Raw genomic sequence first — 16219 nt, forward strand, 5'->3', positions numbered from 1 at the left:
TATAACTAATTTATTTATCGTCTTCAACCTTAAAATCTGCATCTACTACATTATCATCATCTTTTCCTTGAGCATTTCCACCCATATCAGCTCCTTGAGTTCCTTGAGCTCCTTGTTGTGCTTCTGCTCCTGCTTGTTGATATAATTTAGATGATACTTTGTAGAATTCTTCAGTTAATTCAGTTGTAGCTTTTTTAATAGCTTCTAAATCTTCTCCATCTTTAACTTGTCTTAAGGCTTCTAATTTTTCTTCAACGTTTTTCTTATCAGCTTCTTCTACCTTATCTCCAAGATCTTTTAATGCTTTTTCAGTTTGATATAATGCTGAATCTGCATTGTTTTTAACTTCTACTGATTCTTTTCTCTTTTCATCTTCTGCTGCAAATTTTTCTGCTTCTTTTACAGCCTTATCTATTTCATCATCACTTAAATTTGTTGAAGCTGTAATTGTGATGTTTGCTTCTTTTCCTGTTCCCTTATCTTTAGCAGAAACATTTAATATACCGTTAGCATCTATATCGAAAGATACTTCTATTTGAGGGATTCCTCTTGGAGCTGGTGCTATACCGCTTAATTGGAATCTTCCAAGTGTTTTGTTATCTCCAGCCATTTTTCTTTCACCTTGAACTATATGGATATCAACTGAAGTTTGATTATCTGCTGCAGTTGAGAATATTTGGCTCTTTCTTGTAGGTATAGTTGTGTTTCTTTCTATTAATGGAGTTGCAACTCCTCCCATTGTCTCAATTCCTAAAGTAAGTGGAGTTACATCAAGAAGTAATATGTCTTTAACTTCTCCTGTTAATACCCCTGCTTGAACTGCTGCACCCATAGCAACAACTTCATCTGGGTTAACTCCCTTAGATGGTTCTTTTCCTGTGAATTTTTGAACAGCTTCTTGAACTGCTGGAATTCTTGTAGAACCACCAACAAGTACTACTTTATCTATATCATTGATTGTAAGCTCAGCATCAGCTAATGCTTTTTTCATTGGTTCAATTGTAGCTTGAACTAGGTCTGCACTTAATTCTTCAAATTTAGCTCTTGTAAGATCCATATCTATGTGTTTTGGACCTGTTGCATCAGCAGTTATAAATGGTAAGTTGATGTTTGTTTTAGTTGATGAAGATAATTCTATTTTTGCTTTTTCAGCAGCTTCTTTTAATCTTTGAAGAGCCATTTTATCATTTCTTAAATCAATTCCATTTTCAGCTTTAAATGTTTCAGCTATATAATCCATGATTTTTTGGTCGAAGTCATCTCCACCTAATTTTGTGTTACCATTTGTAGCTTTAACTTCAAATACACCGTCTCCAAGTTCTAGTATAGATACGTCGAAAGTACCGCCACCTAAGTCATATACGAATATTTTATGGCTTTTATCCATTTTATCAAGACCATATGCAAGTGATGCTGCAGTTGGTTCATTTATTATTCTCTTTACATCTAATCCTGCTATTTTACCGGCATTTTTAGTTGCTTGTCTTTCACTATCATTAAAGTATGCTGGAACTGTGATAACTGCTTCTGTTACAGTTTCACCTAAGTATGCTTCAGCATCTGCTTTTAATTTTTGAAGTATCATTGCTGATATTTCTTCTGGAGAATAGTCTTTTCCATCAACGTTCACTCTATAATCTGTTCCCATATGTCTTTTTATTGAGATAATTGTTTTATCTGGGTTTGTAATTGCTTGTCTTTTTGCAACTTGACCTACAAGTCTTTCTCCGTCTTCTTTGAATGCTACAACTGAAGGAGTTGTTCTTGAACCTTCAGCATTTGGTATAACAACTGGATTTCCACCTTCCATAACTGATACACATGAATTTGTAGTTCCTAAGTCAATTCCTATTATTTTTCCCATTATTATTTACCTCCTAAAATATAAATATATTCATATATTTAACTATCTCTTTATCTTAATTAGCAACTTTAACCATACTAAATCTTAAAACTTTATCTTCTCTTTTAAACCCTTTTTGAAATACCTCAACTACTTGGTTCTTACCATAATTGCTATCTTCAACATGCATTATTGCATTATGATAATTTGGATCAAATTCTCCTTCTGAAGGTAATTCTTCAATTCCAAGCTTCTCAAAAGCTGTTTCAAATTGCTTCATTGTCATTTCAATACCTTTTTTTAGGTCTTCTGCATTACCTTCAGCCATCATAGCTCTTTCTAAGTTGTCAAATACAGGAAGAATATTTTTTAGAACATCCGAGCAAGAAGTATTGTATATTTCTTTCTTTTCTCTTTCAGTTCTATTTCTGAAGTTTTCATATTCAGCATCTATTCTAGAAAGTCTATCTTGTAGAGCTTTCACTTCATTTTGTAATTTCTTATTTTCAGACATTAATTCATTGTTTTGATTTTTTAAACCTTCAATAATATCTTCTTTAGCTTCTTCTTTACATTCTTCCTTAGTTTCTTCGCAAGCTTTGTCGCAGTTTTCATTGCAACTTTCATTTTTTTGTTCTTCATTTAACGTTTCTTCTACGTCTGAAGTTTTCTTATCTTTTTCATCTTTTATCATAATTTCACCTCTTACTTATGATCAAAATATATTTGCCCAATATTATCATTTAGTATTCTAACAAACTGTGTAAGCAAGGATATAGTCTTTGAGTACTGCATCCTTGTTGGACCAATAACTCCTATAGTTCCTAGCACTTGATTTTTAAAACTGTAATTAGCTGAAAGTATACTACAGTCTTGAGCATCTTTTATAAGGTTTTCTCTTCCTATGCTTATAGACACATTAGTACCATCTTGAACTAAATTTTCTTCTTGCTTAAGTAATTCATTTAATACTTTTTTATTATCTAATAAAGCTAAAAATTGCCTTGCTTTTTCTATATCATTGTACTCTGGGTAATTAAATATATTTGTAGCTCCCTTGCAATAAATCTCACTATTATCACTTTTGTTTAGTGTCTCGTATAAAGCAGTTATAATCGCATCAAAGATATCCTCGTATCCAGTTAAACCATGTTTAAGTTCATTTATAACTTCTAAATTTATATCTTGTATTGTTAAATTACGTAACTTTTCATTAAGAAAATTTGATAGCTTCTGTAATACATTGTTACTTATATCTTTGTTTACCTTAATAACATTATTATTTATCATACCATTTTGTGTTATTATTACAGCAAGAATATTATTCTTATCTATATTTAATAACTGTATTAACCTTATGTAGCTATTTCTTGGAGACGTAGTTTTAACTATACAAGTTAAATTAGTAAGTTCTGAAAGCAATTCTATAGACTTTTTAACTATTTCATCCACTTCATATAATGCCTCTGTAATAAGCTGACTTTTTATTTTTATTTCCTCTTCTTGAGTTAAAGTGGGTAATTTAATAAGTTTATCTACATATAATCTATATCCCATATCAGATGGTTTTCTTCCTGATGAAGTATGCAATTGTTCTATAAGGCCCATTTCTTCTAAATCAGACATTTCATTTCTTATAGTAGCTGAACTTATTCCTAAATCGTATTTCTTAGCTATAGTCCTAGAACCTACAGGCTCACCAGTGATGATATAATCTTGAATAATAGCTTGTAATATTTTAATCTTTCTACTATCTATATTAAAATCCATTCTTAATTCATCACCTCTTTTATTAGCACTCGTTTTAGTTGAGTGCTAATTACTACGTTTTAAACTTATCACTACACTATTTTTTTGTCAACATTATACTATTTCCAAAATTTATTTATTTGAATAAATATTTTAAATAAGTATGGATTTGCTCTAAAATTCTCTGTTTTACTATGTTTTATATATATTTTTTCTTAATCTAAAATAAAATCACTTAAAACATAATTGGAAACTTCAATTCCCTTATGGGATAAAGATAAATAATCATCCTTTTCTACAAGCAATCCATTAGCTTTATATTTTTTTATTACTTCTCCATATAAATCATAAATTTCTTTATTAAATCTTTTGTAAAATTCTTTTTTAGAAATTCCTTTTATCTTTCTAAGTCCCATGAACATAAATTCTTCTATGTCACTTTTAAAAGAACTTTTTAATTTTTCTGTAATAGGACTTTTGTTTTCTTTCATACACTCTATATACTTTTCAATATCATTTTCATTTCTATATCTATAGCCATCTACATAAGAATGTGCTGCTGCACCACATCCTATATATTCATTTAGATCCCAATAAACTAGATTATGTCTACATTCATAGTTTTTCTTCGCAAAATTTGATATTTCATATTGATGATATCCTTTACCTTCTAAAAACTTCAATGTATAATAATACATTTCTCTTTCTAGTTCTTCACTTGGAAGCTCTATTTTATTCTTTTCATAAAAATCATAAAAAGGCGTTCCTTCTTCAATTATTAAGCTATAACAAGATAAATGTTCTGGATTTAATTTTGTAACTTCATCTAATGTTTCTTTCCAATCATCTAGTGTTTGATTTGGTATTCCAAACATTAAATCTACGTTTATATTTTTAAACCCCATATTTCTTGCCATATGATAGCTTTTTAAAAATTCATCTTTTGTGTGTATTCTTCCAAGGGATTTTAAATGCTTATCTTGCCAAGATTGTAACCCTATACTTAATCTATTAACTCCAATACTCTTTAAGAATTTTAGCTTTTCTTCATCAAATGTTTTAGGATTACTTTCTACAGTAAACTCTAAATTACTAGTTTTTGATAGTTTATCTATACTTTGTTTTAATATATTCCATCCCTGTAAACACAAATAGGTGGGAGTTCCCCCACCTATAAAAATCGTGCTTATTTTTTTATTTTTTACGTTATCTATTTCTTTTGAAAGTGCCTTTGAATACTCTACCATTGTATCTTCTCTACCACAATAGGATGTAAAGTCACAATATAAGCACTTTTGTTTACAAAAAGGGATATGAATATATAATGATGTGTCATTATACATACTTATTATCTCCATTTCACTTTATAATTAATCAACTTTTAAAATTGACATAAATGCTTCTTGTGGTACTTCTACGCTACCAATTTGACGCATTCTCTTCTTACCTTCTTTTTGTTTTTCAAGAAGCTTTCTTTTTCTTGAAATATCTCCTCCATAGCATTTTGCAAGAACGTCTTTTCTCATAGCTTTTACTGTTTCTCTAGCTATTATTTTAGCTCCTACGGCTGCTTGAATTGGTATTTCAAACATTTGTCTTGGTATAACTTCTTTTAATTTTTCCGCAATAGCTCTACCCTTATTATATGCTCTTTCTTCTGGAACTATCATGGACAATGCATCTACTACATCTCCATTTAGTAACATATCAAGCTTTACAAGTTTAGCCTGTTTGTATCCATTTAGTTCATAGTCTAAAGATGCATAACCTTTTGTTTTAGACTTAAGCATGTCAAAGAAATCATATATTATTTCATTTAATGGAATATAGTAATTAACAACAACTCTTGTAGTTTCTATGTATTCCATGTCTATAAATGTACCTCTTTTATTTTGACAAAGTTCCATAACTGCACCAACAAAGTCTGATGGTGTTATTATAGACGCCTTAACTACTGGTTCTTCCATTTTTTCTATTTCAGTTGGATCTGGCATATTTGTAGGATTTGTTATTTTTAACATCTCCCCATCTCTTTTGTATATGTTGTATATAACTGATGGAGCTGTTGTTATAATGTCTAAGTTAAATTCTCTTTCTATTCTCTCTTGAATTATTTCCATATGAAGTAATCCTAAAAATCCACATCTAAATCCAAATCCTAGAGCTATAGATGTTTCTGGTTCATAAGATAATGCCGCATCATTTAATTTTAACTTTTCTAAGGCTTCTTTTAATTCTTCGTATTTTGCACCGTCAACAGGGTAGATTCCACTATAAACCATTGGAATTGCTGGTCTGTATCCTTCAAGTGGTTCTTTGGCAGGTCTAGATGCTTCTGTTATTGTATCACCAACACCTGCATCTCTTAAATTTTTAATTGAAGCCGTTATATATCCAACATCCCCAGCTCTAAGTTCTTTCATTGGGAAGAAGTTTGGAGTGAATATACCTGTTTCTGTTACTTCATATTCTTTATTTGTAGCCATAAATTTAATTTTTGTTCCTGGCTTTACTACACCATCTTTAATTCTTACATAACATACAACACCTTTGTAACTGTCATAATAAGAGTCAAAGATTAGCGCTTTTAATGGAGCTTCTTCATCTCCATCTGGAACTGGTACCTTTTCTACTATAGCTTCTAATACATCTTTTATATTTAGTCCTGTTTTTGCTGAAACAAGTGGTGCATCATGTGCTTCTATTCCGATTACATCTTCTATTTCTTCTTTTACTTCATCCGGTCTTGCACTAGGTAAATCAATTTTATTTATAACTGGTACTATTTCAAGATCATGATCTAATGCAAGATAACAATTTGCAAGAGTTTGCGCTTGGATACCTTGTGTTGCATCAACTACAAGTATTGCTCCTTCACAAGCTGCAAGGCTTCTAGAAACCTCATAGTTAAAGTCTACATGTCCTGGAGTATCTATTAAGTTTAATATGTACTCTTCACCGTCATCTCTCTTGTAAACTAATCTTGCTGCTTGAGATTTTATAGTTATTCCTCTCTCTTTTTCAAGCTCCATCTTATCAAGCACTTGGTTTTCCATTTCTCTTTGAGTTAAAGTACCTGTAGCTTCTAGTAATCTATCAGCAAGAGTAGACTTACCGTGGTCAATATGTGCTACTATCGAAAAGTTTCTCGTATGTTTTTTTCTATCATTCTGCATGTATTTTACCCCCATTGCACATCATAAATCAAAGTAAATTATATCACATAAATATTGACACATGTCAATATTAACTATCTTAGTTATCCTTATGGTACTATATTTTTTGTTTTTTTACCAACTTTAAAATATACTCCTTAACACCTACAACTTCATTCTTAACTTCTCTTTTAAAATTTACTATGGAATTACTATTTATAAAAAACTCGTATTTATTTGTATCAATTCTAAAATCAAATGGTTTCTTTTCAAATAAAATTCTCACTTTAGGTATATTAATATCACTTTTTATATCATACTTTTCTGGATAACTTAGTACGTCCACCACGTTATCTAAATTATTGTTTTCATATCTTTGATTTATACTTTTATTGGTATTCATATCTTTCATTATGCTTTCGTATATTTGTCTGTTTAAATTAATATTTATTTTACAAAGACCAACTAATATAACTAAAAACATTGCTATAAAAGATATCTTATATTTTTTCATAAAAAAAATACCTCCTTAGTATTAAGGATGTACTTTTTTATATTATTTTATTCAATTCTTTCCATTTATATATTGTGCAATTATTCTAGATAAATATTTTGAAGAAGCTTTTGCCTCTTGTAATGTATTAACATGTGAACCCATTTCAATTAGAAGTGCATTGTTACTAAGGTCTTGACTATATAAATTTTTTCCGTAATCATAGAACCATGTACCTCTATTATAGCTTTTAGTCGTCTTATTTCCAGGGTAAAGTTTATTTGATATACCCTGTAGTGTTTCTGCAAGTTGTATATTTTTAGCTGAATGAGGATTTTTTCTTACTAATACAAATTGAAATCTAGCAACATTTTCACCATTTATTGTGGTAGTTACCCTCTCCTTATTTACAACGGAATCTCTATGTAAGTCTATTATTAATTTAAAATCTCCATATTGTTTTAGATATTTTTTTAAAGTTAATCTAGAATATTTATAGGCATTATTATAATCTTTAACATCATGGACAGTAGTATCATGTATTACTGATATACCATATTTATTTAGCTCTTTTTTTATTTCTTCCCCCACTGCAACAATACTATTACTTTGATCAGTTGTATTCCATCTATTAATAGATGTACCATAAGGCATGTAACTTTCACAAGTATGAGTATGATAGATTAACACTTCTGGTTTAGATGGCATCTTCTTTTGAAGCTCCTTACTAAATACAGGTGCCGATGCCATATTCCCATTTCCATCTGATTTGTTTTCATTTGCATTTTCTACATAAACTTGATCGTCATTTAATATGAATTCATTGAAAATATGCTCAGGATCCCTATCTTTAAAATTTTTTTCATCTTCTAAGCTTTTATATTCTTCATCTGCACTTAAATAAGCGATTTCTTTTCCAAGTACGCTTAAATAGTCTTTACTATTCATACCTATAATTTTTGAAAAAGAACTATCCATTTTAGCATAATCTTTATCTCTACTATTAACAACAGGCATTGTATTATTTATTATTCCAGAATATACTTTATTAACAGGAGTTTCATAAGTAAAGCAAGTTTTCTTTACAATTGCCAACAATCCTATAAAAATAAAAAATGCAACAAAGGCAAATATAAAAACTATTCTTATATCATAATTATCATTTTTCCTTAAGTTCATTACAATCCCTCCTTATATTTATGGTTATCATTAATATATATGAGAGATTGTTTCTAAATATTCCTAATTTGTGTATTTATTTATTTCATCTATATCAAGTGCAGGTTGAAGAGATATATTGATTCCTCCTGCTATGATTTTAGATAGTACATCTATATCCATATCAATTTCTTTTGGGGTTACAAACATATCCCCTATGTAAGGATATAAAATTTCATTTAGTAATGACTGCTTTTCATCTCTATTTATAGAATTAAGCATTTTAAAAAACTCACTTCCACTATTTGATTGATTTATAAATGCATCTATTGCTAAATCTATTGAATCATTTGCTAGAGTTATTGCATGAACAACTGTTGGAACTCCTATTGCTATAACTGGTATTCCAAGTGTCCTCTCGCTTATTTCCATTCTTTTATTTCCTATACCTGATCCAGGAGATATTCCTGTATTACCTATTTGAATATTTTTATTTACTCTTTCTGTGCTTCTAGAAGCTAAAGCATCTATACATATTATTAAGTTAGGTTTTATTTTTTCCACAACAGCTTTTATAATCTCACCAGTTTCGATTCCTGTAAGACCCAAAACTCCTGGTGATAATGCACAAACCGGTCTTATATTTTCATCTATTTTGTCTGGAACAAGTTCTCTTAAATGTCTAGTTATCATAAGTTTTGAAATCACCTTTGGACCTAAAGCATCCGGTGTTATATTCCAATTTCCTAGTCCAACTACAAGTGTAGTCATATCTTTATCTATATTTATCATATGGGATAATGTTGTAGCAAAAACCTTGCTTACATCTTCCATTACGTCTTTATCATAATTTAAAGATTCGGGTAGTTCTAATGTGACATATCTTCCAATAGGCTTTCCCATACTTCTTTCCCCATCTTCATCTAATATTTTAACATCTACTATCTTAACTCCTGAATCAAAGTCTTCTGTAAATTCTACACCTTTAATATTTTTTTTATTTTCTTCTTCATAAATCTCCTTAGCTTCTACTGCTAAATCCGTTCTTATATTTTTCACAACATGCCCCTCCTATTTTGAATTCTATAATCTGTATTTTGTCCTAATTCACTTTTAATAATTCGTAAATAATTAGAAATTTATACTTGAAGTGCCTTTTAAATAATGCTATAATATCATGTGTTGAGTAAGGCAATCGTATAAAGATTCCCCGAAGCTGCTTAACCCTACTATTACCACAAGGGGGTGAAAATGAAATGGCAAATATTAAATCAGCTAAGAAAAGAATCAAAGTTATCGAAACTAAAACACTTAGAAATAAAATGATCAAATCAGCTTTAAAGACTAAAATAAAGAACTTTGAAGTTGCTGTTGCTAATAATGATTTAAATGAGGCTAAATCTGCTTACACTATAGTTGTTAAGGCTTTAGATATGGCTGCAGCTAAAGGAATTCTACATAAAAACAAAGCTGCAAGAAAAAAATCAAGATTAGCTACAAAATTAAGTGGATTAAACGCTTAATAAATAATAAACCGGTGAATCACCGGTTTTTGTTTTATCTATTTATATAATTTATATAATTTTTATGCTTTATACTATTACTGTATTTATTATTAAAAGTTCTAATTCCGTCTTTTGATTTACTGATGAACTTTTTAAAGTTTTTTCAGTATCCATGCAAAGTTTAAATATCTTTTCTAATTGTCCAACGGAAAATTTCTTACTTTGATTCATCATTTTTTCACATATAAATGGATGTAATCTAAGTTCACGGGCTATATCATCCTTATTTTTTCCTTTGTCCATATTAATTTTAATATCAAATATAAGCTTAAATTGTCTTTGGATCATTCTAAGAATACCTGTTACAGATTCTCCTTTAAATACAAGTTCATTTAAAATATCTAAAGATTTTTGTGGCTTTCTTTGTGATACAAAATCAACTAAGTTAAAAATATCATTATCATTTTTTCCACTTATAAGTTTTGTTATATCCTCTGTAACTATATCCCTGTCGTCCACATAACAACATAATTTTTCCACTTCATTTTCTATTATATCCATATTATTTTCTACTATATTGCAAAACAATGCTAGGTCTGATTTTGATATAGCCTTATTTTTTCTTTTAAACACTTCTCCTACTTTTCTTTGAAGAGCCATGCCTTTTAATTTAGAAAACTTAACAACTTCTGCTTTTTTGTCTAATTTTTTTAATTTTAAACTTTCTTTTTCTCTATCATTTTCAAAGATATAATACATGATTAGTATAGAGTCTTTTGGAATATCTTCTATATACTTAGTTAAGTTTTTAAAAACTTTATCCATGCTTTTATCAACTTTATCCTTTAAAAAGTTTGCCCTATATATTAGTGTTACCCTTTTTTCGCTCATAAAAGGTAATGTTTCACAGGCATTTATTATACTATCATTATCTACAGTCATACCATCTAATTGCACATAATTAAGCTCTTTAAAGTCTTTATTTACAACTTTATCAACTATTTTATCTATAGCCTTTTTTATGCTCTGTTCATCACTTCCACAAAAAATATATACATTACTAAAATTTCCTTTATTTAATTTATCCTCTAAAGTAAATGAATCTATCAACGCTTATTCCCCCATCTTAAATATACTCTATGTAATGCTATGCATTAAAACAAAACACATAACAAAGCAAGGAAAATATATTGCTTTTTTATATCCATGTCTTAACAAAATATAACTCATAAAAATACTAAGCATGGCTACTCCATAAAAATAATTATATTGTACCATACTCGGAGTTATTTTTAAAAGCAAATAGGTTCCCCCTTCAATAGCTGTCATAATAGAATATATAAAACTGCATATGATTCTAAAAGGTATTTTAAACTTTAATACTACTATGACTAAATTACCAAGTAATATTATAATTGAGTATAGAGGAACTAAAAGCAAATTACCTAAGATAAAAAATACACTTATATTATTTAGAGTGCACATAGCATAAGGCATAGAAAATACTTGTGCACTAAATGTCATACTTAAACTTTCATTTATTTTATTTGGCAATTTATAAAGCACTCTTCTTATCTTTTTATTATATAGTATAATCCCTAGCGTAGCTAAAAAAGATAGATTAAAGCCTATATCAACAACATAGTACGGCTTCATAAGAAGTATTATAATTGCTGCTAAACTAAGTGAAGACAAGCTGTCATAAGTTCTATAAAAACACTTTGAGAGTTTCATAGCAAGTATCATTATATAAGCTCTAATTGTTGCTGGCTTTCCTCCTGTAAATATCATATAAATAAATGATAAAACAATTCCTCCTTTTATCCCTAAGATCCTTTCTATCATTTTATAAACTAAAGCTATGTGAAGTCCTGAAACACTAATTATGTGAGATATTCCAAGTTTATTTATATTATCTTTAACATTAAAGTTTATGTATTTTGTATCTCCATAACAACAGGCCATAATAATTGCTGCTTTCTTTTTGTCTAATGCTTTTGTATATTTTTTATATAACCCTTCTCTAAATCTGTATAACTTCTCTATAAAATCACTGTTTAGTTTTTTGTGGTTATATATTTTAACTTCTCCTATTATTCCTTTGTAATAATCTTTTTTATCCTTAAAGCTTCCATCTACAATAATTCTATTTCCTTCTTTTACTCCATTAATATCCCCTAGTAGCAATATTTTTCTTCCCTTGTAATCGCCTACAACATTTCCCCTTTTAATCTGAATTACTCTAACTTTATTTTCAAAACCACTTAAACTCGTATTAAAATATGTATAAAAACTAAAGCATCCAAGTAAAAAGAAACAAACTATAACCATAAAATACTTCATATCCATAGTGAAAAATAAAAGACTAAAAAACATTAATACTAAAATAATGGCTACTAAAATATTTTTTTCACACATAATTAAAGTAAAAGAAGCTAAATATATAGATAATGCATAATAAATTAAAGGCCTCGTCATATATAATTACAACCTTTCAAATATTTTTTTACATAAAAAACCCTTATATATTAATCTATCCAAATATATAAGGGCTTAATCACTTTTATCTTTTATCATTATCTAATTCTTTTATAAAACTTATTAATGGAATTTCAATCATAAGTATTCCAATTATAACTTTAGAATTCCAGAATATATTTCTTAAAACATCAATAGCATTTCCAGTAAACACTTGTACAAATATTAAATAAGCAATTATATTTACTAGTAATAGTGTCATTGATACTTTATTTTTTAATACTTTTTTATAGTTTACAAAATAAAAAGTAAATAACATAATACTAAGGTTAATAACTGTAAACATACTTATATTCCACAAGTTATCACCTACATCCATATTTAATTTAGCAGCACCTATTGATGCTGTAAATACAAACAATATGTAAAATTTTATTCCAGAAGAAAAGTTTTTAAATACTGTTTTATCGATATTCACCTTTTCATAATTACTTTTTTCTATATTTTTAAATTGGCTATATATCATAAGAGAACTTAAAATCAAAGTTACAAAATTTAAAAATATTATTTCTGAACACTTCACATCTATACTCTTATTTAAAATAATTGAACCTAAAACCGCCAAAAATTCTATTGCAACTATAATAAGATTAAATACTATAATATTTTTTATGCCTTTTAATAGCTTTCTACTATCCTTTATTAAATCTAAAATTACTTTAAAATCATTATCTTCTACAAAAATATCTCCTAATTTTTTAGCTATGTTAGTGCAATTCTTTCCTGTAGCTATTCCTATATGTGCTGCTTTAAAACTAGGCAAATCTGTAAATCTGCTTCCTGTAACAGCTAATTTATATCCAAGCTTTTTAAATTGATCACATATTTTACTTTTTATTTTTGAAGATATTTTAGAATACATGCTTACTTTTTCTATAAATTTTTCAAGTTCAGCATCATCCATATTATCTATTTCTACCCCTGATAGAACCATATCATTTTTATTTAATATTCCAAGATTACTTCCTATAGATTGAGCTGTAATTTTATTATCTTCTGTAATTATTATAGGTTTTATAGCAAGAGATCTACAATAATCCATATATCCTTGTACATTTTCCTTGCAAGGATTTTCAAAACCTACAAGTCCAACAAATACTAAGTTACTTTCTATATTTTCATTTACACTTGGTTCGTAATTAAAGTTTCTATAAGAAAAACCTGTAACATATAAGGATTCCTTAGACAATTTTAAGTCATTGCTTTTTATATCCATAATGTCCTTAGCAGTTATTTCAACTTCAATACCATTTTTCATTATATGTGTGCAGTTAGCAAGTATTTTATCCACAGAACCAATTACATTTGCTCTGTATTTATCTTCTACTTTATTTAATGTGGTCTTAATTTTTCTTTCATAATCAAAAGGAACTTTAAAAATTCTCTCTTGGGTTTGTTCTAATTGATTTTTATTTATTGAATTTTCTTTTCCGTACAATATAAGGGCCCTATCTACAAAATCACCTTTTACTATTTTTCCATCACTATTAGTATGAGCATCATTACACAAAAGTCCTATATTTATTATTCTATCTATATTATGTTTATTATCTTCATCTTCATCACTTCTAGCTTCTAGTGTGTTTCCATTGGTATAAATTTTTCTAACAAATAGTCTTTCTTCTGTGATAGAACCTACTTTATTTGCAATAATCACATCTGTACTAGATAGTGTTTCTAGTGATGATAAATCTTCTAGTATTATTCCATGTTTTTTATTTTTAGTATGTATAATAATCGATATTATAATTACAATAATCATTATTTGAATAGGAACTATAATTAGCCAACCTATAGATATTATTTTAAAAGATTCCTTTATATTAATATTTTCTAAAAAGTTATATAATACTGCACAAGCAGAAAACAATATAAAAAATATAGATAATAAATTTACTAATTTATAAACCTTTTTATCTAAGAAATCTGCTCTATTTTGAGATTTTAATAATTCTTTAGTTATGCTTCCTATTTTAGTATTATCTCCCACTTCAACTACTATAGCTTTTGCTGTACCTTCTATAACAAAGGATGATTTAAAAACCATGTTTTTCATTTCACTTGGAAGTATCTCTCTATCTTCTATTTTAGTTTCGTATTTTTCAACTAATTTATTGTCACCTGTAATGGCAGATTCTTTAACTTTTAAATTATAACATTTTATAAGTCTTGCATCTGCTGGAATAATATCCCCTTCTTCTAAATATATTATATCTCCTATTACTAGTTCATCCGCACTAATTTCTATAGACTTTCCATCCCTAAGAGCTAGTGCTTTACTTGGAACTATTTTCGTAAGTTGATTTAACCTATTTTCATTTTTATATTCTTTTACAGAGTAAATAGCTACACACATTAAAGATATACATAATATAAAAAAAGCTAGTCCCATTTTTCCATTAAAAAATAACATTATACTTGTAAAAATAGCTGCTAATGAATATAGTTGAATGAAATTTTTCAAAAATAAAATAATAAAACTCTTAGCCTTTAAATTCAAAGTTTTATTATCCCCAAATTCATCTCTACTTTTATTAACTTTATCTAGTGATAAGCCATATTTTACGCTACTATTTAATTCTTTTATTACCTCATTCCAACTGTAATTATACCAATATCTCATTTATTACTACCTCATTATTTTTATTTATAAACATAATATTTATAATTTTCGTATAAAATCTTTAAATCTTTAATATAAAAATATTAGTGAGCCAAAAGGCTCACTAATATTTTTATAATTGCTATTTATCTTTCAAAGAAGTTCTTAAAGAAATATTTTTTCTCACCATTGTCATCTTCAATTAGGTATAATACTACATTATTCATTGAAGGCTTAACCTCATATTGAGCTGGTATTTTAACACTTAATAGGTCATATGCTTTGCCCTTTGTTAAGTTAACTTCAACACCTAGTTCTTCAAAAGTATTTTGTTTAAATATTACCTTTTTTATAGGATTAGGCTCTCTTGTGATTTCTTCCATAAGTTATTACCCCTTTATCTTTATTTTCTCTCTTAATTTATAGCATAAATAGTATTATATCATTTTTACTCCTTTAATTCAAAAACTAAATTTAACTAACTTCTATTTTATCTTTAAATTTAGCTAATGTCTTAGTTCCAATCCTATTTACTTTAGTTATATCATCTACCGAATTAAACCCTCCACTTTTTTCTCTATAGTCTATTATGTTTTGAGCTGTAACTTCTCCAACCCCTGGAAGCTTCATAAGTTCTTCTTTCGTTGCAGTATTTATATTGATTTTACTTTCATTATTACTTGTACCTCTAGTAACATTATGTACGCTATTTTGTTTTACATTACTTTCTCTAGGGTTATCCTTATTTAAAACAACTATACAATCTTCATCTTTTAATTTCATGGAACAATTAAGACTCATTTTATCAGCTTTTTCAGTAAATCCTTCTGCTTTTTCTATTAGGTCATTTACTCTACTTCCATAATCCATTGTATATACATCTGGCTTTTTTACTTCTCCTTTTATTTCAACAATTATCTTTTTTAACTCACTTTTGTTTATATTTTTATTGTCATTTTTATCAACTAATACATTGTCACTTTTTTTAGAATTATAATCTTTATTATTTTTATCACTTGTTTCTTGAACAAACATACTTTCATTAGCATTAAAAGCTTTTGGCTTAGACAAAATATATCCTACTACTAAAAATATTGTACATCCTATCATCATGACTATTGATCCTATTATTTTTTCTTTCTTGTCCATTATTATCCTCCTATACAGTTGTAATAG

General features: G+C 27.9%; 14 protein-coding genes. 1 reads left to right on the top strand and 13 read right to left on the bottom strand.

What is annotated here, in order from left to right; all coding sequences use genetic code 11:
• Positions 1-10: 10 nt before the first annotated feature.
• The 8 genes from dnaK to gpr form a co-directional block, all read right to left on the bottom strand.
• Positions 11-1864: a molecular chaperone DnaK gene (dnaK, locus tag NT01CX_RS07980; RefSeq protein WP_011722558.1), complete on the bottom strand. Its 1854-nt coding sequence runs from the start codon at positions 1862-1864 to the stop codon at positions 11-13.
• Positions 1865-1919: 55 nt separating this feature from the next.
• On the bottom strand, positions 1920-2537 hold the full coding sequence (gene grpE, locus NT01CX_RS07985; protein ID WP_011722559.1) for a nucleotide exchange factor GrpE: 618 nt from the start codon (positions 2535-2537) through the stop codon (positions 1920-1922).
• 11 nt (positions 2538-2548) lie between these two features.
• Positions 2549-3613 (bottom strand): heat-inducible transcriptional repressor HrcA, encoded by a 1065-nt coding sequence (gene hrcA, locus NT01CX_RS07990; RefSeq protein ID WP_011722560.1) that lies wholly within the window; start codon positions 3611-3613, stop codon positions 2549-2551.
• A 194-nt stretch (positions 3614-3807) separates the two neighbouring features.
• A complete protein-coding gene (gene hemW / locus NT01CX_RS07995; protein WP_011722561.1) occupies positions 3808-4935 on the bottom strand; it encodes a radical SAM family heme chaperone HemW in 1128 nt (375 codons plus the stop codon).
• A gap of 27 nt (positions 4936-4962) precedes the next feature.
• Complete coding sequence (gene lepA, locus NT01CX_RS08000; protein WP_011722562.1) at positions 4963-6768, bottom strand: translation elongation factor 4; 1806 nt, start codon at positions 6766-6768, stop codon at positions 4963-4965.
• A gap of 97 nt (positions 6769-6865) precedes the next feature.
• On the bottom strand, positions 6866-7261 hold the full coding sequence (locus NT01CX_RS08005) for a hypothetical protein (protein ID WP_011722563.1): 396 nt from the start codon (positions 7259-7261) through the stop codon (positions 6866-6868).
• Positions 7262-7312: 51 nt separating this feature from the next.
• On the bottom strand, positions 7313-8419 hold the full coding sequence (locus NT01CX_RS08010; protein WP_011722564.1) for a stage II sporulation protein P: 1107 nt from the start codon (positions 8417-8419) through the stop codon (positions 7313-7315).
• A 63-nt stretch (positions 8420-8482) separates the two neighbouring features.
• Positions 8483-9457 (bottom strand): GPR endopeptidase, encoded by a 975-nt coding sequence (gene gpr, locus NT01CX_RS08015; protein WP_011722565.1) that lies wholly within the window; start codon positions 9455-9457, stop codon positions 8483-8485.
• 197 nt (positions 9458-9654) lie between these two features.
• On the opposite strand from gpr, the gene rpsT reads away from it, so the two are divergent.
• Positions 9655-9921, top strand: coding sequence for a 30S ribosomal protein S20 (gene rpsT / locus NT01CX_RS08020; protein ID WP_011722566.1), 267 nt, complete (start codon positions 9655-9657; stop codon positions 9919-9921).
• 69 nt (positions 9922-9990) lie between these two features.
• Here the strand turns inward: rpsT and holA are convergent, their stop codons facing one another.
• The 5 genes from holA to NT01CX_RS08045 all read right to left on the bottom strand — a co-directional run bounded on the left by holA (position 9991) and on the right by NT01CX_RS08045 (position 16192).
• A complete protein-coding gene (gene holA / locus NT01CX_RS08025; protein ID WP_011722567.1) occupies positions 9991-11013 on the bottom strand; it encodes a DNA polymerase III subunit delta in 1023 nt (340 codons plus the stop codon).
• 27 nt (positions 11014-11040) lie between these two features.
• Positions 11041-12381, bottom strand: coding sequence for a ComEC/Rec2 family competence protein (locus NT01CX_RS08030; protein ID WP_011722568.1), 1341 nt, complete (start codon positions 12379-12381; stop codon positions 11041-11043).
• An 85-nt stretch (positions 12382-12466) separates the two neighbouring features.
• A complete protein-coding gene (locus NT01CX_RS08035; RefSeq protein WP_011722569.1) occupies positions 12467-15064 on the bottom strand; it encodes an HAD-IC family P-type ATPase in 2598 nt (865 codons plus the stop codon).
• Between the two features lie 125 nt (positions 15065-15189).
• Positions 15190-15426 carry a hypothetical protein gene (locus NT01CX_RS08040; protein ID WP_003368011.1) on the bottom strand — a complete coding sequence of 79 codons (237 nt, stop codon included), beginning with the start codon at positions 15424-15426 and terminating at the stop codon, positions 15190-15192.
• Between the two features lie 91 nt (positions 15427-15517).
• The gene (locus NT01CX_RS08045; protein ID WP_011722570.1) at positions 15518-16192 is read right to left on the bottom strand and encodes a helix-hairpin-helix domain-containing protein; all 675 of its coding nucleotides are present in this window, start codon (positions 16190-16192) and stop codon (positions 15518-15520) included.
• Positions 16193-16219 lie beyond the last annotated feature (27 nt).

Origin of the sequence: Clostridium novyi NT (genome assembly GCF_000014125.1) — a bacterium.
Lineage (GTDB): Bacteria > Bacillota > Clostridia > Clostridiales > Clostridiaceae > Clostridium_H > Clostridium_H novyi.